Origin of the sequence: Mesorhizobium temperatum (genome assembly GCF_002284575.1) — a bacterium.
In the GTDB taxonomy this organism is placed as follows: Bacteria; Pseudomonadota; Alphaproteobacteria; order Rhizobiales; family Rhizobiaceae; genus Mesorhizobium; species Mesorhizobium temperatum.
On record NZ_NPKJ01000028.1, the window covers coordinates 20935 to 42979 of the forward strand.

A 22045-nucleotide genomic window follows, 5' to 3' on the forward strand; every position below is an offset into this window, starting at 1 on the left:
GCGGTCTACACCACGAATTGTGGCGGCTGATAGCAGAATCACGCCGCTCTGTCCACTGCCGAAACGAAAAACCCGCCTCGGCGGCGGGTCGTCGGCGCAAATCAGTACCATGCGCAAATCAATAGCATAACTGCCGTCAGAAAGCAAGGAATTACGACCTCTGGTAGTAGATTTGCCTTCTCGGGGCCTCCGCGCCGATGAGAGCGATCGTTGGCGTTTTCTTCGCCACCGATAAATTCTGGCTGCCCCAATCCGGCAGAACGCTCCGCCCGGCTCTATCGACGAAGGAACCAACCTCGTTCCCCAATGTTGTTGCGGCGAAACAAGTACAGGGGAAAACCGATGTCAGGCACCCGTGAATGGCTCGTTCAATGGCTCAAGGATGCGCATGCGATGGAGGAGCAGGCCGAAACCATGCTGAACGGCCAGCTCAATCGGCTGGCGAGTTATCCCGAGCTCAGCGAGCGCATCAGGCTGCACCTCGATGAGACGAGGGGACACGCCGCGCGCCTCGGAACATGCCTGGAAAGATTGGGCGAAGATACATCCGCGCTGAAGGACGCCGGCGGCAAGCTGCTGGCGATGGCGCAGTCCCTAAGCGGCGTCTTCGCCGACGACGAGGTGATGAAAGGCTCACTGGCGAGCTACACCTTTGAGCATATGGAGATCGCCTCCTACACGATCCTCATCGCAACCGCCGAGTCCCTCGGCGAAACGGAGATCGTCCGGGCCTGCGAACAAAATCTGCGTGAAGAGGAGGCGATGGCCGAGTGGCTGAAAAACAAGCTGCCCGCGACTACGCAGCAGTTCCTGGCTCGCTCGGCGTCGGACAGCGACAATGCCAAACGATGAGGACAGCAGGCCGGCGAGCAACGTGAAGCGACGACCTTCGGTCTGGCGGGCTTACAGCTATGCCTGGATTACCCTCGGCTTCTTCATCATTTCGCTTGTCGGCCACTGGGTTTTCGGCTGGTTCGCCTATCTCGACGAGCAGCGAGCGCTTGGCCAACCGCCCGAGTTCGGCGGCTATCTGATCGAGATGAGCCGCGACACGCTCGAGAACTGGCAGTCGGAATTCCTGCAGCTGCTCTGGCAGGTCGGTGGCCTGGCGTTCCTGCTCTTCGTCGGATCGCCGCAATCGAAGGAGAGTACCGACCGGATGGAGGCCAAGATCGACGCGCTTCTCAGGCTTGTCGATCCGAAGAAAGGCAAGGAGGCGATTCGCGATCTGGACCTGCAGTATGAAGGCCGCCACACCGACGAGCCGCACACCCACCGGAACTAAGCCGGGAAACATGGCCGGGAGCCGATCGTCGCTTCGAGCTGTTCGATGCTGCTACACCAGATCGCTATGATGCCGTGGCCAAATGAAGCCGCTCGAAATCCTCGAAGAACTCGCCGTAGTCGCAGGTTATTTCCTCGCCAGCCGCTATGTCGCGGATCGCGGTTGCCCCGCCATACTGCGAAAAATCCGTGTTCGGCCTTTCGGCGTGGTTCATGAAGCGGCCATTGTCGACTTCATAGACCATGAATCCGGGCCGGTCCGGGCTTGGATAGGCATATCTGTCGAGCAATTCCCTGAGGTGGGTCGGCGCGGCCCCATATTTTTCCATCGGGATCAGCCGGTCGAAATCCGGATCGAGCTGCCAGATCGACGCTCCCTTCCTGATCGGCTCGGCGGCGAACACGCCGACGCCCTCGATTGCGCTAGCAGCGATGTAGGTCCTGATCAGCAGCATGTTTTAGGCCCGTCTTCGAACAGAAGTGTCCGAAGAAATTACCAAATCGCGCTGGAAAGCAAGACCGCTTTTGCGACATTGCGGCTCGCTCGCCCACGCGGGAAACGCCTCAGGTTCGGTTGATCGAGACACCGCCATCGGCAAACAGCGCCGCGCCGGTGGTGAAGCTCGATGCATCCGAAGCCAGATAGAGCGCCGAGCGGGCGATCTCTTCCGGCTGCGCCATCCGCTTCAGGGCATGAAGGCCTTCGACGAAGGCCAGCACCTCGGGACCGGCGCCCGGGGCATTGGTGATGCTGGCGGGCGTGTCGGTGCCGCCCGGCAGAAGTGCGTTGACCCGCACGCCTTTGGCGCCGTATTCGGCGGCAAGCACCTGCGTCAATCCGATCAGCCCGGCCTTGCTTGCGGCATAGCTGGTCATGCCGGGCATGCCGACAGTATGGCCGACGAAGGTAGAGGTGAAGATCAGCGATCCGCCGCCGCGTTCGACCATCGCCGGCACCTGATATTTGGCGCCGAGGAAGGCGCTGGTCAGGTTGGTGTCGAGCGTCTCTTGCCAGCCCTCCAGCGACAGCTCCGAAATCGGACCCATCTTGCCGACCGATCCGGCGTTGTTGAAGGCGATATCCAGCCCGCCGAATTTCTCGACCGCCAGCTCGACAAGGGCTCTGGCATAGGCTTCGTCGCGAACGTCGCCGGCAAGAGCAATGGCCGTGCCGTCGGCCTCCTCGATTTCCGCGACGAGCGCGTCCAGCTCTGCCTGGCGACGGGCAGCGACGACCACCTTGGCGCCTTCCTCGCCAAAGAGTTTTGCCGTGGCGCGGCCGATCCCGGAACTGGCGCCGGTGACGAGGGCGACCTTGTTGGCGAGTGCGAGCATTTTTTGCATCCTTTTTCGCGCCAGCTTGCGCCGGCAATCGGATGCTTGGTCGCAGGTCGAGGCGGCGCGAGCCACCCGATACCTGCGAAGGCGTCCGGGATCGTTCGGCTCGTCGCTTCGACAGGTCTTTTTTGTCGCGGCGCAAAACGGCAAGCGCCGTCGCAAACAGCGCAAGGCTGGCAGCGCGGTTTCGCTAGTGATACACCTCGCGCGCCGAGGCTGACTGACTGCCCGGCCGCAATCCGCTACAGCGCCGCGCGCCCTCTTGGACGCGCAAAGGACGCCGTAGCACTTTGATTTGCGCATGATCCTTCCGAAAATCGATTCCGATTTTCGGGGTCATGCGAGACCTTTGGCGCGAGGCTGGAACGTTGAAGAAATACTCGGTATTCGCCATCGCCCGCGAGGCCATGCGCGGCCACAAGGGCTGGGAGGAGCAGTGGTCTTCGCCAGAGCCGAAGAAGGACTACGACGTCATCATCGTCGGCGCCGGCGGCCATGGCCTGGCCACCGCCTATTATCTCGCCACGGTGCACGGCATCACCAATGTCGCGGTGCTGGAAAAGGGCTGGCTCGGCGGCGGCAACACCGGCCGCAACACCACCATCATCCGCTCCAACTATCTCTATGACGAGAGCGCCGGCATCTACGACCATGCGCTGAAGCTCTGGGACGGGCTCAGCCAGGAGCTCAACTACAACGTCATGTATTCGCCGCGCGGCGTCATGATGCTGGCGCACAATGTCCACGACATCCAGGTGCTGAAACGCCACGTCCATGCCAACCGTCTGAACGGCATCGACAATGAATGGCTGACGCCGGAAGCCGCCAAGGAATTCTGCCCGCCGCTCAACATTTCGCGCGATGCCCGCTATCCGGTGATGGGTGCCACCCTGCAGCGTCGCGGCGGCACCGCGCGTCACGATGCCGTTGCCTGGGGCTATGCGCGCGGCGCTTCGGCGCGCGGCGTCCACATCATCCAGAATTGCGAGGTCACCGGCGTCAAGCGGGCGCCGAACGGCGCGGTCACCGGCGTCGAGACGACGCGCGGCTTCATCGGCGCCAGGAAGGTCGGCGTGGTGGCCGCCGGGCATTCGTCCGTCATCATGAACATGGCCGGCGTGCGCATGCCGCTGGAAAGCTATCCGCTGCAGGCGCTGGTGTCGGAGCCGGTCAAGCCGGTATTCCCATGCGTGGTGATGTCGAACACCGTGCATGCCTATATCTCGCAGTCCGACAAGGGCGAACTGGTCATCGGCGCCGGCACCGACCAGTATGTCTCCTATTCGCAGACCGGCGGCCTGCACGTTCTCCAGCACACGCTTGACGCCATCTGCGAGATGTTCCCGATGTTCACGCGCATGAAAATGCTGCGCTCGTGGGGCGGCATCGTCGACGTGACGCCCGATCGCTCGCCGATCCTGGCCAAGACGCCGGTGCCCGGCCTCTTTGTCAATTGCGGCTGGGGCACCGGCGGCTTCAAGGCGACGCCGGGCTCGGGCCATGTCTTTGCCCACACCATCGCCAGGGACGATCCGCACCCGATCAACGCGCCCTTCACCATCGAGCGCTTCCGCACCGGCCGACTCATCGACGAGGCGGCAGCGGCAGCGGTGGCACACTGATGATGGCCGAGATGGCTGTCGCCATGGGTCAGCGGCTTTGCGATCAACCGGCCGGCGCCCGCGTCGGCCACAGCGAATTGTAGGAACAACCATGCTTCTCATCCGCTGCCCCTATTGCGAGGAAGAGCGTCCGGAACTCGAATTCCGCAACGCCGGCGAGGCGCATATTGCACGTTCGGCGGATATGGCCGCGACAAGCGATGACGACTTCGAAAAGTTCTTCTTCATCCGCTCGAACCCCAAAGGCATCATTTATGAGCGCTGGCGGCACATGCATGGCTGCGCGCGGTTCTTCAATGCCGTGCGCGACACCGTCAGCGACAGGTTCCTGATGACCTACAAGGCCGGCGAGCCCAAGCCCGCGAAGCTGCCGGGAGCCGCCAAATGATCGCAGCGTTCCGCATTCCCGGCGCCGGGCGCCTCAAGCAGGCAGAGACGGCCCGCTTCAGCTTCGACGGCCAGTCCTATGCCGGTGTCGAGGGCGATACGCTGGCGTCGGCGCTGCTCGCCAACGGCGTCCATCTGGTCGGCCGCTCGTTCAAATACCATCGGCCGCGCGGCTTCCTGTCCGCCGGGGCGGAAGAGCCCAATGCGCTGGTTGAGATCAAGCGCGACTTCGCCAGGAAGACACCAAATGTCCGCGCCACGGTGCAGGAGCTCTATGACGGGCTGACGGCACAGTCACAGAACCGCTGGCCGTCGCTTGCCTTCGACGTCGGCGCCGTCAACGACATCGCCTCGCCGCTGTTTTCGGCCGGTTTCTACTACAAGACCTTCATGTGGCCGAAATCCGCCTGGAAAAACCTCTACGAGCCCAAGATCCGGGCCGCAGCGGGTCTCGGCGTCGCCCCCGACCAGCCGGACCCCGACCATTATTCGGCGCGCTTCGCCCATTGCGACGTGCTGGTGCTGGGCGGAGGTGCTGCCGGCATCGCCGCCGCACTTGCCGCGGCCGAGACCGGCGTGCGCGTCATCCTTGCCGATGAACAGGCGGATTTCGGCGGCAGCCTGCGTTTCGAGAGCGGCGCCAAGATCGACGGCCAGGACGGTTTTGCCTGGGCGCAAGGTGCAGTCGCGACGCTCAAGGCCATGGACAATGTCCGCGTGCTGTCCCGCACCACGGCCTTCGGCTATTACGCGCAGAATTTCGTCGGGCTGGTCGAGCGCGTCAGCGACCATCTGCAGAACCCCGGCCGCGAGCAGCCGCGCGAGCGGCTGTGGCAGGTTCGCGCCAAACGCGTGGTGCTGGCGACCGGCGCCATCGAGCGGCACATGGTGTTTGCCGACAATGACCGGCCCGGCATCATGCTGGCGTCGGCGGCGCGCACCTATCTCAACCATTACGGCGTCGCGGTCGGCAGGAATGTCGGCGTCTATACGGCGAATGATTCCGCCTATGCGGCGGCGATCGATCTGAAGAAGGCCGGTGTCGGCGTGGCGGCCATCGTCGACCTGCGCGACAACCCGACTGGGCCGATAATCGATGAGGCGAGGGCGCTCGGCATCGAGATCAATTTCGGCCGGGCGGTAATCCGCGCCGGCGGCAAATTGCGCGTCTCGTCGATGACCGTGCAGCCGAAGAATGGCGGCGGCGAGCGCACCATCCCGGTTGACGCGATCATGATGTCGGCCGGCTGGACGCCGTCGGTGCATCTGTTCTCGCAATCGCGTGGCAAGGTCGCCTTCAACGACGAGACCAAGCGCTTCGTGCCCGGTACCTATGCGCAGGACTGCGTCTCCGTCGGCGCCTGCAACGGCACGGACGGGCTGTCGGCGACGATCGACGAGGCCTATGCGGCGGGCGCCAAAGCGGCGAAGGATGCCGGCGCCAACACCGTCAAGGGAACCAAGCCGAAGGTCGACGCCAGCGAGAGCTGGTCACGCGGCATGTTGGGTGCGGCGCCCGGCGCCGGGCCGGATACGACGGTCAAGGCCTTTGTCGATTTCCAGAACGACGTCACTGCCAAGGACATCCGCCAGGCGGTGCATGAAGGCATGCGCTCGATCGAGCACGTCAAGCGCTTCACCACCAACGGCATGGCGACCGACCAGGGCAAGACCTCGAACATGCACGGCCTGGCGATTGCCGCCGAGACGCTGGACAAGCCGATCCCGCAGGTCGGTCTGACGACGTTCCGGGCGCCCTACACGCCGGTGACCTTCGGCGCGATCATCGGGCACGCGCGGGGTCCGCTCTTCGACCCGACCCGCAAGACGGCGATCCATCCCTGGGCCGAGCGCCAAGGCGCGGTGTTCGAGGATGTCGGCCAATGGAAGCGCGCCTGGTATTTTCCGAAGGCAGGCGAGGACATGCACGCCGCTGTCGATCGTGAGTGTGTCACGGTGCGCAAGACGGCCGGCCTGTTCGACGCCTCGACGCTGGGCAAGATCGAGGTGGTCGGGCCGGATGCGGCGAAGTTCATGGAACTGCTCTACACCAATCCGTGGGAGAAACTGGAGCCCGGCCGCTGCCGCTACGGCATCATGCTGCGTGAGGACGGCTTCATCTATGACGACGGGGTGGTGGGAAGACTGGCGCCGGACCGCTTCCATGTGACGACGACGACGGGCGGTGCGCCGCGCGTCATGAACCATATGGAGGATTACCTCCAGACCGAGTTCCCGCATCTCAATGTCTGGCTGACCTCGATCACCGAGCAGTGGGCGGTGATCGCCGTGCAGGGACCGAAGTCCCGGGAGATCATCGCGCCGCTGGTCGAGGGCATCGACATGTCGGACGGGGCGCTGCCGCATATGTCAGTGCGCGAAGGTAGGATTTGCGGCGTGCCGACAAGGCTGTTCCGCATGTCGTTCACCGGCGAGCGCGGCTTCGAGGTCAACGTGCCGGCCGACTACGGCCAGGCCGTCTGGGAAGCGCTGTGGGCCGAGGGCCAGAAGCACGGCGCCTGTGCCTACGGCACCGAGGCGATGCACGTGCTGCGTGCCGAAAAGGGCTACATCATCGTCGGCCAGGACACCGACGGCACGGTGACGCCTGGTGATGCCGGGCTCGACTGGGCGGTCGGCAAGAAGAAGACCGATTTCGTCGGCATTCGCGGCATGGCGCGGCCGGACCTTGTCGCCAAGGGCCGCAAGCAACTCGTCGGCCTGAAAACCAAAGACCCGAAAGTGGTGCTGGAAGAAGGCGCACAGATTGTCGGCGATCCGAAGCAGGCGATCCCGATGACCATGATCGGCCATGTCACCTCGAGCTACTGGTCGCAAAATTGCGGCCGCTCGATCGCACTGGCCCTGGTTGCCGGAGGCCGCGACCGGATGGGCGAGACGCTTTCCGTACCGATGCCCAATGGGACGATAGAGGTGGAGGTCACCGGCATGGTGTTCTTCGACGAGAAGGGGGAGCGCCTCAATGGCTAAGGCTGCCGCGAGGAAATCTGGCGTCGCTGCGCCGTCGGTCGAACGCCGCCCGGCTCTCGCCGGTCAGGAGCTTTCCGCAACCGGCGTCACGCTTGCTGTCTTGCCACCGGCGGAGCGCATTTCGCTGCGCGCGCCGGACGCCTCGGTCGCGGCGCTTTCGAAGGCGCTCGGCGTGACGCTGCCGCGAAAGCCCAAAACTTCGGCGGCGAAGGCCGGGCGTACGGCGTTGTGGCTTGGGCCAGACGAATGGCTGGTCATCGATGAGGTGGGAAGAGACCCGCTCGCCGACTGCGCCGAGGTGACAGTGCTGCATTCTGCGGTCGGCATCTCGCATCGCAACGTCGCCATATCGGTCACCGGCCCGGCGGCGGCGGCGACGATCAATTCAGGCTGTCCGCAGGATCTGTCGCTCGATGCCTTTCCGGTGGGCGCGGCCTCGCGCACCATTCTCGGCAAGGTCGAGATCGTGCTGTTGCGCACCGCGTCCGACGCGTTCCGCGTCGAATGCTGGCGTTCCTTCTCCGATTATGTCTTTATTTTCCTGTCGGAGGCGGCAGGCGACGCAGCGGCTTAGGAATAATTGCTGCGCTCGGGCCGTTGCCGGAGCAAGTCGAGGGAGGCGGAGCAAGTCGAGGGAGAATGTCGATGCGGTCGAAATCCGCGCCGAATCCACCGGTCCAGAAGACGCCGGCCGTGCGCTCGTTCGAACACGAGCAGCACGACGAACCGAACATTGAAGAGGAACTCGAGGAAGGGCTCGAGGACACGTTTCCGGCCAGCGATCCGGTGTCGATCACCGGGACTTCCATTTCCGGTGCTCCCGCAAGGCCCGGCAAGGCCAAGATCGTGGCCGGAATGAAGAAGCGCAGGAAATAGCTTCCATCAGGTTCGGTTGAGTCGGGCTGAAATGGCCACGAAAACGGGCGGTCAGGATTTCCTACCGCCCATTTGTCTTCGAACCTCAGAACGTGCTTGGTACGATCCACGGATCGATGTCGATACCGAGCCGCGGGCCCTTGTTTTCAGTCGAGCCATTGCGAGTGGCCGAGCCTGACTTTTCGACCGATCCGGTCGCGCCGCAATCGAGCTTGATGTCGGTGTCGGCGCAGGTCGCGGCCGGCACCTGCTTTCCGGGCTGGCTCTCGCCGGCGAAGGCCGCGCCCGAGAATGCCAGGACGGCCACGAGGGCGAAGATCGGCTTTCTCATCATCTGTCTCCAGTCCAACCGCTGAATCTTCCGTACATGTACGATACAGCGTACATATACACCCGACAATCAGAGGGTTCAAGCAGAAGTCGTACATGTACGAAGAATTTTATGTGGATGTTGGGATTCGGGTCGCGCCAGCGCGCGCCGAGTTGCGCACGCGGCGCCGTTCACCCGTGCCATACACGATCTTCAGGTACCCGAAACCGAGGGGCCCTTCAGCAGCAATTGACCGGCGTCTCGGTCAGCGGCGGCACGTCCTGGGTGGCCAGCGCGGCAAGCGTGAAGTCGCACATCCGCTTGACGAAAGCCTGCTGGTCGCCGAACGGATAGAAAGGAAAGGTGATCAGCAGCGAGATCGTGCCGTGGCCGACCGCCCATAGCATGGTGGCGATGGCGCGCGGATCGCCCTTCAGCCTGCCGGCGGCAACGCAGGCCTCGACCCTATTGATCAGCACTTTCATCAACGGGTTGCCCTCTTGCATTTCGGCGAAGGTCCTGCCTTCCGGGGGCTTGACCTTTTCGGTCATGAATACCGTGCGATATTCGTTGGGATTGCCAAGGCCGAAAGCCGCGTACTCGGTCATCACCACCTGCAGCGCCTCGATCGGATCGTCGGCCGGGTGATCCTCGATACGCTTTGCCAGAGTCTCGAACGCATCCTCGGCAAGCGCGAACAGAATGTCCTGCTTGTCGGCGAAATAGGAATAGACCGACATCGGTGCATAGCCGACGCGCTTGGCCAGCTTGCGGATGGTGAGGCCTTCATAGCCTTCCTCCTGCACGAGCTTGTGCGCCGCATCGACAAGTTCGGAGCGCAGTTCGGCCTTTTGTTTCTCGCGGCGTGTCTGGACGCTGAGCGGCAATTTTCGCCTGCCTTCTGTTTGTGGCTGGCTAAATTATATACGCTGTACGGAATCGGACAAGGCGTTGCCAAAATCGGCGTTGCCGAAATCGGCTTCGCAGCGCTCCGATTGGCGATACTGCTTCTGAGTCGTTTTCGCCCCAACATCGATCACAAGTGTTACCCGGGTAGAAACGACGCAACATCGGACTGTTACAACCAGAGGTTAGCTGGCGGTTCTGTAAGAAATTTTGTTTCTGGGGGCCGATACGATCATGACCGAGCTTTCGTCCAGTGCGCTAAACGCGGATCCACTTTCTGATGATGCCCAGACTGGCACTCAGGCGGGTGGTCATGGTTGCATGGCTGGCGATCTCGCTCGGCTTCGCCATGGAAGCCCTTATTCTGGCTGGCAGATTTGCAGTGGGCTCTCACCCGGCTACCACCCAGGTCCTGATCGAATTGGTGCAAGGCGTGACGTGGGCGTTCTTCGTCTGCGCCGGTCTCAGCCTCGGCACGGCGATCGCCAAGGTGCGAGCCTCGCTCGGCGGCCTGATCGCCGCAATCTCGGCACCACTGGCGATGGCCATCGCCAAGGGGGCGCAAAAGGTCATGGTAAGTGCTCTTGATGCGGCCACAAAACCGGCCACCCTCTCTCTCACCACACTTGGCGTGCTGCGGGCCATCGAATACGGCTTGCTCGGCTGGATACTGGCCTCGCTGGCGTCGAAGGAAAGGCCCCGTCCGCTCCATTTCGCGCTGGCAGGCGCCTCGATAGGCGCGATGTTCGGCGGCGGAATCACGGTCCTGACGATTGAGACGGCCGCGGCGAACGGCGTTGCCCTTGAATTGCCGCGGGCGATCACAACCGGCCTCAACGAGATCGTGTTCCCGATCGGTTGCGCACTGGTCGTCTACATCGCCCTGCAGGTCGGCCGGCACATGAGGATCATCTCTGCCGAGGCTCGCTGAGCCGTTCAAGCCGCTTCTGGCTGGCGCTCGATCAATGTCAGCGTCAGCCAGCGCGCCGTCAATGCCGGTTTTTTCGAACCCTCGATCTCGATCGTCACGTCATGCGCCGTCTGCACCCAGCCCGATGGCCTGACCTTGACGTCGGCCAGCACGAAACGGGTGCGGATGCGCGCGCCGGTCTTCACCGGCGCCAGGAAGCGCAGCGAATCGAAGCCATGATTGACGCCCATCTTGCTGTTTTCGAGCGGCGGCATGGTCTCGAAGGTCATTGCCGATAAAAGCGAAAGCGACAGGAAGCCATGCGCGATGGTGCCGCCGAACGGCGTCTCGCGCTTGGCGCGCTCCGGATCGCAATGGATGAACTGGTGGTCGTCGGTGGCATCGGCGAACTGGTCGATCATGCGCTGTGAGACGACCCGCCACCGCGACACGCCGACCTCCTTGCCGACGCTGGCCAGAAGCACATCGAGACTGATCGGTTCCACGCTGATGTCCTCCATTTCAACCGTCCGGAGCGCGAGCGGCTTCATTCCTTGAACAGTGTCAGCCCATGCTGCACCGACTGCCCGCCATCAATCGGCAGGATGGCGCCGGTGATATAGCTGCCGGCACGGCTGCACAAATAGAGCGTTGCGCCGGCAATGTCATCCGGCGCGCCGATGCGGCCGATCGGAACGTGGCCGCCGACATGTCTTGCCTGGTCCTCGGTCGCCGTGGCGAAGGCGGTCATCCGGCTCTGGAAGGGGCCGGGCGCGAACGCGTTGACGGTGATGCGGCGGGCGGCGAACTCGATCGCCAAGGTGCGCGTCAGATGGTGAACAGCAGCCTTCGAGGCAGAGTAGGAGTAGGCGTCGTCGGCTAGCGGCTGCGTGCCCATCACCGAACCCAGATTGATCACCCGGGCCGGATCGGCATCGCTGGCGGCGGCGTCGAGCAGCGGCAGAAGCTCGCGTGTCAGATGGAACACGGCGGTGACGTTGACGCCGAACACCTTGGCCCAGGCATGGTAGGGGAAGCTTTCCAGCGGCGCGCCCCAGGAAACGCCGGCATTGTTGACCAGGATGTTCAGCCGCTCGGTCCGCGCCTTGACCTCATCGACCAGCGCCGCGATGCCAGCTTCGCTGGAGACATCGCCGGCAAAGCCTTCGGCCCGGCCGGAGCCGCCGAGGCCGTTCAGTTCGCCGGCAACCCTGATGCAATCCTCGCCCTTGCGCGAGGCGATCATCACGGTTGCGCCGGCCCTGACCAAAGCGGTTGCAGCCATGCGGCCGATGCCGGTCGCAGCCCCGGTCACCAGCGCGGTCTTGCCGGCCACCGAAAACAGCTCGTCCAGATAGCTCATTGCAACTTCTCCGCGCATCCTTGCCTCGTGGTTCAGGGGGACGACTTAACGCTGACAAGGATATCCGAATTACGATCATCCTTGCCGGGGGTAAAGTGCCGGAGCCGCTGCTACTGATGGGTACACGAAGAACCGCGGGCGACAACGCGCTGGAGGCGATGGGGGGCCATGGTGCGGCGTTCCCTTCTGCCGTTGGCCATGGGGAGAAGGTGACCCGAAGATCGGTTCGATCTCGACGCCTTCGGCCTGCCAGTCACGCCACGCCAGCACGCCATCAAAGGCTGGAATGATCCCCGGGGATGCGTTGAGCAGTTGCTGGTCGTCGAGGATCGGCGTTCCATATTAGCTCGACGCCAGCTTGTTGCTGGGGGTTCCCATGCGGGACACGAGATTCGTCAGGCTGTCGCGCATTATCGATATGACGTTTGTCATCTCGGCCTTCACACCTGATGAGCGGGAGAAATGCGCAGAACGGAGGTAACAATGACATCTGCCGAAACACAGATCAGGGCCTTGTTGGACAGTCGATCAGCCGCCATGGGCGACAAGGACATCGAGTGGGTCATGTCCCTCTATTCTCCAGACATCGTCTATTTCGACCTCGTACCACCGCTCCAGTACGCAGGCTCATCCGCCCTTCGGGAGCGGTTTTCGGATTGGTTCGGCCGCTGGACGGGCCCTATTGGCCAGGAACTTGGCGACCTGAAAGTAATAGCCGGCGATACTGTCGCGGCTGCATGGATGCTCATCCGAGCAAGTGGCACACTGAAGACGGGCCAGGACGTTGACTACTGGGTGCGCGTGAGCAACAGCTTTCAGCGCTCCGGTGACAGGTGGTTCATCACGCACGAGCACGTCTCCCTGCCCGTTAATATGCAGACCAGGACAGCCGTCATGGACCTCGCGCCCTAGAGCGCCTTGCGTTTTGGTAAACCAAAACCGCGCTCCAGGTCTTTGTTTGACGCATTTTGTCGGACGCCAAACGAAGACGTTTGGCTGCAAATGCTCCAGGTCGTCGATCAAACATTCTCAAGCGTGAAGGTCGATCCCAACGCCAGTTCGTTCAGAGCATCAGCGAAGGCGTCGAGGGCTGGATGAGGCAGCACCCATTATTCGCAGGGTTTGCTCCCGCCCCTCACTTGCCTGCCGGCATCCTTTGGCGAGCAGAGCTACTCCGCCGGGTCGACATTGGTGTAGGCGGCTTCCTCGAGCTCGCGCTTCAGCCGCGATGCCTCTTCCACCTTGGGCGTGACGAAGCGGCCGAGCAGGAGATAGGCGACCGGCGTCAGGAACAGCGTCGAGACGGTGGCCAGACCCAGGCCGCCGACGATCACCCAGCCGAGCGCGATCCGCGCCTCGGCGCCGGCGCCGCTCGCCAGCACCAGCGGCACGCCGCCGAGCACGGTGCAGATCATCGTCATCATCACCGGCCGCAGCCGGATGGTGGAGGCCTGCTCGATCGCCTCGCGCACGCCGAGCCCGCGGTCGCGCAACTGATTGGCGAACTCGACGATCAGGATGCCGTTCTTGGCCATGACGCCGACCAGGAGCACCAGGCCGATCTGGCTGTAGGCGTTGAGGCTGGTGCCGCTGAGCAAAAGGGCAAAGATCGCGCAGGCAAGACCGAGCGGCACCGTCGCCATGATGATGACGGCGCTGACGAAGCTCTCGAACTGGGCGGCGAGCACCAAAAGGATGATGACCAGCGAGAAGCCGAAGATGGTGATCATGGCGCTGTTGGTCTCACCCAGCGTCGCCGCCTCGGCCAACGGCACGATGCGGCTGCCCGGCGGCAGAAGCGGCGTGGCGATTGCTTCGGCGCGGGTCAGCGCCTGGCCGAGTGCGAAATCGCCGCTGAGGTTGGAGGTGATCGCCACCGACGGCTGCTGCTGCTCGCGGGTCAGCGAGGGCGGAACGGCGCGCTCGGTCAACGTGGCGATGGTCGACATCGGCACGAAGCGGCCGTCGGCCGTCTTCAGGAAGATGTTCTCCAAATCGGTCGGATCGTTGATCGGGTTGGTCGTCGAGACGAGCTTCACCCCGTAGCTGCGGTCGGCGATATAGACATCGACGACATCATTGCCGTCGAGCATGGCCTGGAAGGTATCGGCAAGCCCGGTGATGTCGATGCCGAGGTCGGAAGCGCGCTCGCGGTCGATGGCGACGGAAAGCTGGGGCTGCGTCGGGTCGACGGAGAGCCGGGGCGACTGGAAGCCGGGGTCCTTCTGCATTTCCGCGATGATCTTCACCGCAGCGTCGCCGAGCGCCGCGCGGTTGTTGCCGACCAGCGCGAACTGCAGGCCGTTGCCGGCGCCGCGAATACCGAGGCTGTTGGGCTGTATCGGAAAGACGCGCACGCTCGGCACCTGCCGGGTGAGCCGGCTGATGTCGGCCATGATCTGCTGCTGGCTGCGGTCGCGCTCGTCCCATGGCGCCAGCGTCATCACCATGAAGCCGGCATTGTAGGCGCCGTTCCGGCCGGCGCTCTCGAACGTATTGCGGATTTCGCCGGAATCGCGCAGCGGCTGGATCAGTTTTTCGATCTTCTGCATCTGCTGCGTCGTGTAGTCGAGGCTGACGCCTTGCGGCGCGTCGACGCGCATGAGCACGACGGCACGGTCCTCCGTCGGCGTCAGTTCCTGGCGGATCGTGCCGAATAGCGTGAAGGCGGTGGCTGCAAACAGCAGCGCGACCAGGAGCACGATCCACGGCGCATCGAGGCAGGTGCGCAGGCAGCGCCGGTAGAGCGTGTTCAGCGCGCCGCCGATGCGGGCGCCGATGCCGCTGCCGCCTTCGTGGTGAAGCGGCGCGACCGACAGCATGCGCGAGGCAAGCATCGGACAAAGGGTCAGCGCCACGATAGCGGACAGAAGCACCGATATGGCGAGAACGAAGCCGAATTCGCGAAACAGGCCGCCGGTCTGGCCGGGCAGGAAGGAGATCGGCACGAACACGGCGACCAGCGTCAGCGTCGTGGCGATGACGGCGAAGAACACTTCCTGGGCGCCAAGCACGGCCGCGGCGCGTGGCCCCATGCCTTCGTTGCGTCGTCGCACGATGTTTTCCAGAACGACGATGGCGTCGTCGACGACCAGGCCCGTCGCCAGCACCAGGGCGAGCAGCGTCAATATGTTGACCGAGAAGCCGGCGAGATAGATGGCGGCGATCGTCCCGATCATGGCGACCGGCATCGCAAGCCCCGGAATGAGCGTCGCGCGCCAGTCGAGGAGAAACACGTAGATGACGATCAGCACGATGGAGACGGACAGGCCGAGTGCGATCTCGACTTCATGCACCGCGCCGTTGACGAAGACCGCATCGTCGCTGGTGACCTTGATCGACATGCCCTGGGGCAGATCCGCCTGCAGAGTGGCGACCGCGGCCCTGACGCCGGTCGAAATATCCAGCGTGTTCGATTCCGCCTGGCGGATGATGCCGAGACCGATGCCGGTCTTGCCGTTCGAACGCAATGTGGTCTGGCCGATGTCGGGGCCGAGCGTGACGGTGGCGACGTCGCGGATGCGGGTTGTGCCGCCGATGATGATGTTTTCGAACTCCTCCGGCGTGGTCACGTCCGCCGTCGGACGCACGATCAGGTCCTGGTTGGTCGTGGTGATCGAACCGGCCGGGGAATCGAAAGCGACCGAAGCCAGCGCTGTCCTCAGCTCGGCGACGGTGAAGCCCAGGCTGGCGAGCTTGTTCTGGTCGACATCGATGCGGAAGATCTTGTCGCGGTCGCCATAGACCTGGACGTCGGCAACGCCGGGCACGGCGGCAAGCTCGTCCTCGATCTGGTCCTGGACCAGCACCGTCATGTCCTGCACCGACATGGTGTCGGAGGTGACAGCCAGCCGCATCACCGGCTCGGAATTGGCGTCGGCCTTGACGATGCGCGGCGCATCAGCCGTGTCAGGCATCTGGTCGACGACGCGGCCGACGCCATCGCGCACATCGGAGGCGGCGACGTCGAGGTCGACGCCGTCGTTGAATTCGATGGTGACGCGGCTCGTGCCGAAGGACGAGGTGGACGAGATCGACTTCACACCGGAGACGCGGGCGACCGCGCCTTCAATCACGTCGGTCAATTCGCGGTCGACGGTCTCGGCCGCAGCGCCTTCAAAGGTCGTGTTAACGGTGACGACGGCGCGATCGACATCCGGCAGTTCGCGGACCTCGACACCATAGAAGGCGGCAAGGCCGGCGACCGCGATCAGCGTGTTCAAGACCAAGGCCATCACCGGCCTGCGGATGAACAGCGCGGTGAAGCCCGTGTCGCCGGCGGCGTTGTTGGTTGCGGTCATCAGCCGTCGGCGTCCGCGGCGCGCTGTTCTTCGCCGGCGATGCGGACCTCGCCGCCTTCGCTGACGCTCTGGGTGCCTTCGGTCACCACCATGTCGCCGCTGACGATCGGGGCGTCGATCAGCACGGTCTCGGTGTTGCGCTGGATGATGCGCACGGCCACCCGCTTGGCCTTGCCGTCCACGATGGCCCAGATATAGGCGCCGTCCGAACCCCACTGGATCGCCAGCGGACTGACCGCCGGATAGCTGTCGCCGGGGAATTTCATAGTGATCTGGAAGGACATGCCGGCACGCAGCGAATCGGCCGGGTTGGCGATCTTTGCCTTGACCAGGAGGGTACGGCTGGCTTCATCGATATGGTTGTCGATAGCGGCAACCGTACCGGTATAGGCTTTGTTGGGATTGGCAATCGGCGTCGCCGACAATTGCGCGCCGATCTTGACGGCGGCGGCGAAGCGCTCCGGCACCCAGAATTCGACCAGTATGCTGGAGCGGTCGTCGAGGGTGGCGACCGCCGACTGGCTGGTCACATAATTGCCGGCGGCAATCGGCAGGATGCCGACGACACCGGCGATCGGTGCGACGATCGAGCGGCGCTGCAAGGCCAGTTCCGCATCGCGAAGCACCAGCTTGGCATTGGCAAGCACCACTTCGGCATCGGCAACGGCGACCGCTGTGGCGGCGTTGGAAGCCCGCAGCGATTTGACCCGGTCGAGCTTGGCCAGCGCGTCCTGCAAGGCAACCTTGGCGCGGTCCTGTGCGATCACCTCGGTGTCGGAGTCGAGGGTGGCAATGACCTGCCCCTTTTCGACATGGGCGCCCGACTCGACCAGGAATTCGACGAGGCGGCCGGAACTGTAGGGATTGACCGTCACCGAGGCATTGGCGCGGCCGGTGCCGATCGCCTGCAGGCGATCGTTGATGATGGCGGCGGCTGCCGGCAATGCGACGATAGTCACCCGTTGGCCGGCCGCGTTGCTGCTGCCTGCTTGCCCGGCGTTATCGACGGCGCCCGTTGGTGGCGTTGCGGCATAAGCCCAGTCGATGCCCCAGCGCGCCAGCACATCCGGCGCGCCTGGAAAAAAGCGAACCCAGGCGGCCGCAGCCGCGACGAGGATCACAAGTGCAAAAACGATCTGTTTCCAGGTGGCCATCGGCGCTCCGGTTGGCAAATATACCGCCTACGGTTCCCAAGGTGAAGTAGACGCGACGGCACACTCCGACACGCAGGATGACTCGTCGATATCAAAGCTTTATGGCAATTCTCCCGCTCGCTTGCACATTAAATCGGCGTAACGTTGATAGGGCTACGCTTGAGTCAAACTGGGTCAGCCGGCTGCCGCCGGCTTCAGATGTGGCTCCCTTGGCTATCAAATCTTCTTCAAGTCGAGCCGCGGAATGAGGAAGTCCAAGAATGCTTTAACCTTGGGGGGCTGAACGCCGCCTCCTGGCCGGATCGCATAGAGGGTCGGTTCGGGCCCTGCCCACTCGGGCAGGACACGAACCAGTCTTCCAGCGGCAACGTCCGACTTGACGCGCATATGGTTGGTCATGAGCAGGCCAACTCCCCCCAGCAGGAACCCGTGAAGAGCCTCTGGATCGCTGGCGACGGCCACTGCTCGTACTTTGAACTGGTACCGCTCGCCGCCGCTCGATAGTGGCCATTCTACCGCCGGACGATTGAAATAAAACTCCGTCAACAGACAGGCATGTTCCGCCAGCTCCGATGGATGCTGTGGCGTTCCCGCACGTTCCAGGTAGGTCGGGGCTCCATAGATGCCCATCGGCAATGCGCCGAGCCGCCGAGCCGCGAGCGTGGAATCGGGCAGGGTGCCTTCCTGGAGCCGGAAAGCGACGTCGATGTCCTTGGTGACAAGGTCGACGACTTCGTGCCCAAGAAGCAATTGCGGGAACACCTCTGGATAGAAGCGGCGAAACTCGGTGAGCAGCGGCGCGAGGACGCGAGTTGCCAGCCAATACGAGGCTGTAATCCGAAGCCACCCGCGCGGATGTTGCTGCAACTCCGCCACTGCGTTCTCCGCATCCTCCAGATTCTTCACGACTCGCTCGCAGTGCTGGAAATATACCGCTCCCGCTTCAGTCAGCTTCAGGCTGCGCGTTGTCCGATTCAGCAGTTGTGTGTGCAGTCTGGATTCCAGCTCCTGCACCTTTCGGCTGACCCGTGTCTTCGGCACCTTGAGCACGCGCGCAGCCGCTGTGAAGCTCCCTTCCTGCACCACCTTTACGAAAGCGACCGTATCGCTGAAGTCGCGCAGCATATGGGTCCTCCAGCAAATTCGGATTGTCTCTCATTTTGAGACATTGATGTCCGAATCCGCTCGATATTCAAGTCGAAACCTTCAGGGTAGATCATGATTGTCCTATCAACAGCAAAATCCAACTGGAGAACTGCCATGATCAAATCCCTAGCGATCGCCGTCGGTGCGCTGACGCTTTCGGCAACGGCTGCCGACGCACAGAGCGCTCCGCTCCGCAACATCGTTCTCGTCCACGGCGCCTTTGCCGACGGAGCTGGATGGCGGGGCGTCTACGACCAACTGACAAGTCGTGGCTATAAAGTCTCGATCGTCCAGAACCCGCTCACGTCGTTCGAAGACGATGTAGCCGCAACGCGTCGCGTGCTCGCCCGGCAGGATGGGCCAGCCATTCTCGTCGGTCATTCCTACGGCGGCACGGTAATTACAGAAGCCGGCAACGCTGCCAATGTTGCGGGCCTCGTCTATGTCGCCGCCTTCGCGCCGGAGGTCGGTCAATCCACGCTGGACCAGTATGCCGAGGTTCCTCCGCCGCCGAACTTTCAGCCTGACGTGCAGCCCGATGGCTTCGCGTTTCTGAAAACTGAGACGTTTAAGGCCGGCTTTGCTGGGGACACCGACAATGCCGACACCGCATTCCTGCGCGACTCCCAGGTGCCGATCGCTATGAAGGCGCTTGAGGCCAAGGTGACGACGGCGGCGTGGAAGACCAAGCCAAGCTGGTACGTTGTCGCGACTGAGGACGGCGCTATTGCGCCCGAACTGCTTCGGAGCACCGCCGATCGTATTGGGGCGGTCACCACGGAGGTCAAAGGCAGCCATGTGGTGTTCCTTACCCAGCCAGAGGCTGTAGCCGACGTCATCGAACAGGCTGCCAAGGGTGTGGTGCTGGGCGATACCGCGGTGGCACCGAACTGACATCGCCCAATCGTAGCTCTGAGCCACGGCCAAGAGCGCAAGCGGAAACGTGCAAGATACTGGTGCTGCCGGGAGCGTCATCGACGCTCCCGGGCAATATGACAGGAAGGTCGGATTAGGGTCTTTGGTGCGCTCTTTGAGACGCGGCAGCGCTAGAGCGGCGGACTTTCAAACCGCCGCTCCTCTTTTTGTTTGAGCATCGGACCCAAAACCGGTACCCACTTTTGGGTCTGATGCTAGCGCGGGCCGCTGAACTCAGTCCGATCCCGCCTGCCGGGCAACACGCTTACGTCGCGTGTGCCCCGCCGGGTACGACCACGCCGGACATCGCGATTCCGACGGTTGCCGGATCTTCCTTCAGCGCCGCGTCCGCGAGCGAGACCACGCCCACCAGGCGCTTGTCGCGATTGAGGACAGGCAACCGCCTGACCTGGATATCACCCATGTTCTGGACGACGTGCTCGATATCTTCGTCCTCGAAGCAGTATTTGACATCCTCAGTCATCACGTCGCGGACCGTCGCGTTGCCGTCTTTGCCTTCGGCGACCGCACGCACGACGATGTCACGGTCGGTGATCGTTCCGACGAGTCGGTCGTTTTCTCCGACGGGGAGGAATCCGACATCGTCAACCGCCATTCGTTTCGCGATTTTCTGCAGTGACTCGTCAGGACTGGCGAGATGGACGTTGGGGGTCATTATCTCAGCGACTTTCATGGTGAATCTCCTTGTTTGCGCCCAGAACGGCACCAGCGCTCTGCGGTCGTCGACCGATATTGGTCTGAAGGACTTATTGAGGGCCTCAGGCCTGTCGCGCTGCGACGCTCGGTCCGTTCTTCGTTGATGGAACTAACAGCCGGGCCGAATGGTTCCACCCGCTTGCCCGCGCCGCCAGCATCCGGATCGGTCGCGGCAGTTCTATGCGATTGCCGCGCTACGGCGCCCCTGCTACGGCGCCGACGATCGCCGTGGCGAGCCCGTCGAGATCGATCTTTCCGTCCGCGACGAGTTCCTCATCGCGTACGGAAATCCGCAGCTTCGAAGGACTGGCTTCCGCTTGTCGTTCAAGCTCTGTGACGATCGCTTCGCGTACTTTTTCTTCCATCATCTGCTTTACTCCTGCCGCGGCAACGAGGCGCCATTATGCAAGTGGCAAGGGAGCACACTACGAGGCGTGATCCTTGAAGTTTCCCGTTTTGTTCCCAAATAATGCGGCAGGACCGGAGACGGTTCCGCCGCATGGGATGGGTTAGCTCCCGGTCCTGTGCGGCTCGAATTTTTCATGGTGAGAACCCTCGGATCGTGGCGATCCAGCCGTTCCACCAGAAGAGATCAGATCTCCGGGCTGCCGCGCACTAAGCGACGAATGTCGTGGAGCGAGGAAAGTCCGGGCTTTGCCGACACACCCCAGCAGGTAGTGCCTGCCCGCCGCGAGGCGAGCCACGGCAACAGAGACGAGCCGTCCCAGTCGGGACGGGTGAAACGGGCGACAGGGTGGGGGAAGCAACCGCAAGAAGTGCCCTGTGACCTGTGTCGGGGAGGGGCCTTGTGGCGGGCAAGGAGGCGCCTGGCGACAGGCGTCCAAGAGGAATGGCAGCCCTCGACAGAACCCGGCTTACAGGGGATCTGGTCTCAAGCATCTCGTGGCGAGAACCGGCAGACGCGCACAGCTCGGCCTACGGGCTCGGAGAGCCGGAGTGTAGCGCAGCCTGGTAGCGCACCTCGTTTGGGACGAGGGGGCTGCAGGTTCGAATCCTGCCACTCCGACCATCCCGGTTCGCGATCTCTGCGAACGCGGCGCGAAGCTGGAAAAGCACTCGCGGACGTGGCGGAATCGGTAGACGCAGCCGGCTTAAACCCGGCGGGCATTCCCGTTGCGAGTTCGAATCTCGCCGTCCGCACCAAATCGGGCTGCATCAAATCGAATATGGAGGGGTGGCAGAGCCCGGTTGAATGCGCCCGCCTCGAAAGCGGGTAGGCCTGCAAGGGCCTCGGGGTTCAAATCCCTCCCCCTCCGCCAGCGGACAGGTGGCCGAGCGGCCGAAGGCGCCCGCCTGGAAAGTGGGTAGACGGCGCAGGTTCGAATCCTGCCCTGTCCGCCAGTTTTGCCAGTTTTTCGAGGCTCGCCCAAAGGCAGGACGCCTGATTTAGTTCGGAGATCAAGGTTCGCCGTAGCCCGAGCCAAGGTTCTGATTCCGGACGTTTCGGAGGGGTGGCCGAGCGGTTAATGGCAGCAGTCTGTAAAACTGCCCTCTTTGAGTTCGTAGGTTCGAATCCTACTCCCTCCACCAATCATTGAAGCTTCGTGTCGGTGGTTGGTCGCTACATCCCTGGGCACCAGTTGCGGCCGTGGCGGAAATGGTAGACGCACCGCACTCAAAATGCGGCGCCGCCCGTGGCGTGCCGGTTCAATTCCGGCCGGCCGCACCAGATCAGTCGGCTATTCGGTCGGTATAGCTCATTCGGTAGAGCGCGCGCCGGGCAGGGATCGTGTCCCAGGGAGTGGTGTAGCTGACGGCTTGGTCGCCGCGCTCTCCGGCATGGGGGCCGGGCTGATCAGCGTGC

Annotated in this window: 21 protein-coding genes, 6 tRNA genes and 1 other RNA gene; 17 read left to right on the plus strand and 11 right to left on the minus strand. The window is 63.2% G+C overall.

Going from position 1 to position 22045, the window contains the following annotated elements:
- The first annotated feature begins 342 nt into the window (after positions 1 to 342).
- Both CIT26_RS08320 and CIT26_RS08325 read left to right on the plus strand, forming a co-directional pair.
- The gene (locus CIT26_RS08320) at positions 343 to 852 is read left to right on the plus strand and encodes a YciE/YciF ferroxidase family protein (RefSeq protein WP_095492139.1); all 510 of its coding nucleotides are present in this window, start codon (positions 343 to 345) and stop codon (positions 850 to 852) included.
- A complete protein-coding gene (locus tag CIT26_RS08325) occupies positions 839 to 1285 on the plus strand; it encodes a DUF6766 family protein (RefSeq protein WP_095492140.1) in 447 nt (148 codons plus the stop codon). Before CIT26_RS08320 ends, CIT26_RS08325 begins: the two co-directional genes overlap by 14 nt.
- 64 nt (positions 1286 to 1349) lie before the next feature.
- Here CIT26_RS08325 and CIT26_RS08330 read toward each other — a convergent pair whose 3' ends face one another.
- Positions 1350 to 1739, minus strand: a complete 390-nt coding sequence (locus CIT26_RS08330; protein WP_095492141.1) for an SET domain-containing protein — start codon at positions 1737 to 1739, stop codon at positions 1350 to 1352.
- A gap of 109 nt (positions 1740 to 1848) precedes the next feature.
- Positions 1849 to 2619 (minus strand): SDR family oxidoreductase, encoded by a 771-nt coding sequence (locus tag CIT26_RS08335; RefSeq protein ID WP_095492159.1) that lies wholly within the window; start codon positions 2617 to 2619, stop codon positions 1849 to 1851.
- A 371-nt stretch (positions 2620 to 2990) separates the two neighbouring features.
- Here CIT26_RS08335 and CIT26_RS08340 point away from each other — a divergent pair, with 371 nt between their 5' ends.
- From CIT26_RS08340 to CIT26_RS08360, 5 genes are all read left to right on the plus strand, one after another.
- Entirely contained in the window at positions 2991 to 4244 is a 1254-nt protein-coding gene (locus tag CIT26_RS08340) for a sarcosine oxidase subunit beta (protein WP_095492160.1), read from the plus strand.
- 91 nt (positions 4245 to 4335) lie between these two features.
- On the plus strand, positions 4336 to 4632 hold the full coding sequence (locus CIT26_RS08345; protein ID WP_095492142.1) for a sarcosine oxidase subunit delta: 297 nt from the start codon (positions 4336 to 4338) through the stop codon (positions 4630 to 4632).
- A complete protein-coding gene (locus CIT26_RS08350) occupies positions 4629 to 7622 on the plus strand; it encodes a sarcosine oxidase subunit alpha (protein ID WP_095492143.1) in 2994 nt (997 codons plus the stop codon). Before CIT26_RS08345 ends, CIT26_RS08350 begins: the two co-directional genes overlap by 4 nt.
- The gene (locus CIT26_RS08355; protein ID WP_095492144.1) at positions 7615 to 8196 is read left to right on the plus strand and encodes a sarcosine oxidase subunit gamma; all 582 of its coding nucleotides are present in this window, start codon (positions 7615 to 7617) and stop codon (positions 8194 to 8196) included. The genes CIT26_RS08350 and CIT26_RS08355 overlap by 8 nt, the downstream gene beginning before the upstream one ends.
- Before the next feature lie 71 nt (positions 8197 to 8267).
- Positions 8268 to 8498 carry a hypothetical protein gene (locus CIT26_RS08360; protein ID WP_095492145.1) on the plus strand — a complete coding sequence of 77 codons (231 nt, stop codon included), beginning with the start codon at positions 8268 to 8270 and terminating at the stop codon, positions 8496 to 8498.
- Positions 8499 to 8583: 85 nt separating this feature from the next.
- Here the strand turns inward: CIT26_RS08360 and CIT26_RS08365 are convergent, their stop codons facing one another.
- Together CIT26_RS08365 and CIT26_RS08370 are read right to left on the minus strand one after the other, a co-directional pair.
- Entirely contained in the window at positions 8584 to 8829 is a 246-nt protein-coding gene (locus CIT26_RS08365) for a DUF680 domain-containing protein (protein ID WP_095492146.1), read from the minus strand.
- A 218-nt stretch (positions 8830 to 9047) separates the two neighbouring features.
- Positions 9048 to 9695: a TetR/AcrR family transcriptional regulator gene (locus CIT26_RS08370; RefSeq protein WP_095492147.1), complete on the minus strand. Its 648-nt coding sequence runs from the start codon at positions 9693 to 9695 to the stop codon at positions 9048 to 9050.
- Positions 9696 to 9994: 299 nt separating this feature from the next.
- Here CIT26_RS08370 and CIT26_RS08375 point away from each other — a divergent pair, with 299 nt between their 5' ends.
- Positions 9995 to 10645 carry a hypothetical protein gene (locus CIT26_RS08375; RefSeq protein WP_143747803.1) on the plus strand — a complete coding sequence of 217 codons (651 nt, stop codon included), beginning with the start codon at positions 9995 to 9997 and terminating at the stop codon, positions 10643 to 10645.
- Positions 10646 to 10650: 5 nt separating this feature from the next.
- Here CIT26_RS08375 and CIT26_RS08380 read toward each other — a convergent pair whose 3' ends face one another.
- Both CIT26_RS08380 and CIT26_RS08385 read right to left on the minus strand, forming a co-directional pair.
- On the minus strand, positions 10651 to 11145 hold the full coding sequence (locus CIT26_RS08380; RefSeq protein WP_280951101.1) for a MaoC family dehydratase: 495 nt from the start codon (positions 11143 to 11145) through the stop codon (positions 10651 to 10653).
- Between the two features lie 26 nt (positions 11146 to 11171).
- Positions 11172 to 11987, minus strand: a complete 816-nt coding sequence (locus CIT26_RS08385; protein ID WP_095492149.1) for an SDR family oxidoreductase — start codon at positions 11985 to 11987, stop codon at positions 11172 to 11174.
- 483 nt (positions 11988 to 12470) lie between these two features.
- On the opposite strand from CIT26_RS08385, the gene CIT26_RS08390 reads away from it, so the two are divergent.
- Positions 12471 to 12899: a YybH family protein gene (locus CIT26_RS08390; RefSeq protein WP_167391327.1), complete on the plus strand. Its 429-nt coding sequence runs from the start codon at positions 12471 to 12473 to the stop codon at positions 12897 to 12899.
- Positions 12900 to 13156: 257 nt separating this feature from the next.
- Here CIT26_RS08390 and CIT26_RS08395 read toward each other — a convergent pair whose 3' ends face one another.
- The 3 genes from CIT26_RS08395 to CIT26_RS08405 all read right to left on the minus strand — a co-directional run bounded on the left by CIT26_RS08395 (position 13157) and on the right by CIT26_RS08405 (position 18567).
- Positions 13157 to 16288: an efflux RND transporter permease subunit gene (locus CIT26_RS08395; protein ID WP_095492151.1), complete on the minus strand. Its 3132-nt coding sequence runs from the start codon at positions 16286 to 16288 to the stop codon at positions 13157 to 13159.
- A complete protein-coding gene (locus tag CIT26_RS08400; protein WP_095492152.1) occupies positions 16288 to 17442 on the minus strand; it encodes an efflux RND transporter periplasmic adaptor subunit in 1155 nt (384 codons plus the stop codon). The genes CIT26_RS08395 and CIT26_RS08400 overlap by 1 nt, the downstream gene beginning before the upstream one ends.
- Before the next feature lie 216 nt (positions 17443 to 17658).
- A complete protein-coding gene (locus CIT26_RS08405; RefSeq protein WP_095492153.1) occupies positions 17659 to 18567 on the minus strand; it encodes a LysR family transcriptional regulator in 909 nt (302 codons plus the stop codon).
- Between the two features lie 135 nt (positions 18568 to 18702).
- On the opposite strand from CIT26_RS08405, the gene CIT26_RS08410 reads away from it, so the two are divergent.
- Positions 18703 to 19482 (plus strand): alpha/beta fold hydrolase, encoded by a 780-nt coding sequence (locus CIT26_RS08410; RefSeq protein ID WP_095492154.1) that lies wholly within the window; start codon positions 18703 to 18705, stop codon positions 19480 to 19482.
- 286 nt (positions 19483 to 19768) lie between these two features.
- Here the strand turns inward: CIT26_RS08410 and CIT26_RS08415 are convergent, their stop codons facing one another.
- Positions 19769 to 20197, minus strand: coding sequence for a CBS domain-containing protein (locus CIT26_RS08415; protein ID WP_095492155.1), 429 nt, complete (start codon positions 20195 to 20197; stop codon positions 19769 to 19771).
- A gap of 217 nt (positions 20198 to 20414) precedes the next feature.
- Positions 20415 to 20588, minus strand: a complete 174-nt coding sequence (locus tag CIT26_RS36465) for a hypothetical protein (protein ID WP_095492156.1) — start codon at positions 20586 to 20588, stop codon at positions 20415 to 20417.
- Positions 20589 to 20812: 224 nt separating this feature from the next.
- On the opposite strand from CIT26_RS36465, the gene rnpB reads away from it, so the two are divergent.
- The 7 genes from rnpB (at position 20813) to CIT26_RS08455 (ending at position 21910) form a co-directional block, all read left to right on the plus strand.
- Positions 20813 to 21114: RNase P RNA component class A (gene rnpB / locus CIT26_RS08425), an RNA gene on the plus strand.
- 59 nt (positions 21115 to 21173) lie between these two features.
- Positions 21174 to 21250: transfer RNA gene (locus tag CIT26_RS08430), tRNA-Pro, on the plus strand.
- A 49-nt stretch (positions 21251 to 21299) separates the two neighbouring features.
- A tRNA-Leu gene (locus CIT26_RS08435) sits at positions 21300 to 21384 on the plus strand.
- 25 nt (positions 21385 to 21409) lie between these two features.
- Positions 21410 to 21500, plus strand: a tRNA-Ser gene (locus CIT26_RS08440).
- A 2-nt stretch (positions 21501 to 21502) separates the two neighbouring features.
- Positions 21503 to 21582 (plus strand) — tRNA-Ser (locus tag CIT26_RS08445).
- A 104-nt stretch (positions 21583 to 21686) separates the two neighbouring features.
- A tRNA-Tyr gene (locus CIT26_RS08450) sits at positions 21687 to 21771 on the plus strand.
- A 52-nt stretch (positions 21772 to 21823) separates the two neighbouring features.
- Positions 21824 to 21910 (plus strand) — tRNA-Leu (locus CIT26_RS08455).
- The last annotated feature ends 135 nt before the right edge of the window (positions 21911 to 22045 follow it).

What these genes read in the sequence shown, in the direction of transcription:
- CIT26_RS08320 (WP_095492139.1), top strand. Translation starts at nt 343, where the DNA reads ATGTCAGGCACCCGTGAATGGCTCGTTCAATGGCTCAAGGATGCGCAT.
- CIT26_RS08390 (WP_167391327.1), top strand. Translation starts at nt 12,471, where the DNA reads ATGACATCTGCCGAAACACAGATCAGGGCCTTGTTGGACAGTCGATCA.
- CIT26_RS08345 (WP_095492142.1), top strand. Translation starts at nt 4,336, where the DNA reads ATGCTTCTCATCCGCTGCCCCTATTGCGAGGAAGAGCGTCCGGAACTC.
- CIT26_RS36465 (WP_095492156.1), bottom strand. Translation starts at nt 20,588, where the DNA reads ATGATGGAAGAAAAAGTACGCGAAGCGATCGTCACAGAGCTTGAACGA.
- CIT26_RS08395 (WP_095492151.1), bottom strand. Translation starts at nt 16,288, where the DNA reads ATGACCGCAACCAACAACGCCGCCGGCGACACGGGCTTCACCGCGCTG.
- CIT26_RS08385 (WP_095492149.1), bottom strand. Translation starts at nt 11,987, where the DNA reads ATGAGCTATCTGGACGAGCTGTTTTCGGTGGCCGGCAAGACCGCGCTG.
- CIT26_RS08360 (WP_095492145.1), top strand. Translation starts at nt 8,268, where the DNA reads ATGCGGTCGAAATCCGCGCCGAATCCACCGGTCCAGAAGACGCCGGCC.
- CIT26_RS08330 (WP_095492141.1), bottom strand. Translation starts at nt 1,739, where the DNA reads ATGCTGCTGATCAGGACCTACATCGCTGCTAGCGCAATCGAGGGCGTC.
- CIT26_RS08375 (WP_143747803.1), top strand. Translation starts at nt 9,995, where the DNA reads ATGATGCCCAGACTGGCACTCAGGCGGGTGGTCATGGTTGCATGGCTG.
- CIT26_RS08365 (WP_095492146.1), bottom strand. Translation starts at nt 8,829, where the DNA reads ATGAGAAAGCCGATCTTCGCCCTCGTGGCCGTCCTGGCATTCTCGGGC.
- CIT26_RS08350 (WP_095492143.1), top strand. Translation starts at nt 4,629, where the DNA reads ATGATCGCAGCGTTCCGCATTCCCGGCGCCGGGCGCCTCAAGCAGGCA.
- CIT26_RS08400 (WP_095492152.1), bottom strand. Translation starts at nt 17,442, where the DNA reads ATGGCCACCTGGAAACAGATCGTTTTTGCACTTGTGATCCTCGTCGCG.
- CIT26_RS08325 (WP_095492140.1), top strand. Translation starts at nt 839, where the DNA reads ATGCCAAACGATGAGGACAGCAGGCCGGCGAGCAACGTGAAGCGACGA.
- CIT26_RS08380 (WP_280951101.1), bottom strand. Translation starts at nt 11,145, where the DNA reads ATGGAGGACATCAGCGTGGAACCGATCAGTCTCGATGTGCTTCTGGCC.
- CIT26_RS08405 (WP_095492153.1), bottom strand. Translation starts at nt 18,567, where the DNA reads ATGCTGCGCGACTTCAGCGATACGGTCGCTTTCGTAAAGGTGGTGCAG.
- CIT26_RS08415 (WP_095492155.1), bottom strand. Translation starts at nt 20,197, where the DNA reads ATGAAAGTCGCTGAGATAATGACCCCCAACGTCCATCTCGCCAGTCCT.
- CIT26_RS08335 (WP_095492159.1), bottom strand. Translation starts at nt 2,619, where the DNA reads ATGCTCGCACTCGCCAACAAGGTCGCCCTCGTCACCGGCGCCAGTTCC.
- CIT26_RS08410 (WP_095492154.1), top strand. Translation starts at nt 18,703, where the DNA reads ATGATCAAATCCCTAGCGATCGCCGTCGGTGCGCTGACGCTTTCGGCA.
- CIT26_RS08355 (WP_095492144.1), top strand. Translation starts at nt 7,615, where the DNA reads ATGGCTAAGGCTGCCGCGAGGAAATCTGGCGTCGCTGCGCCGTCGGTC.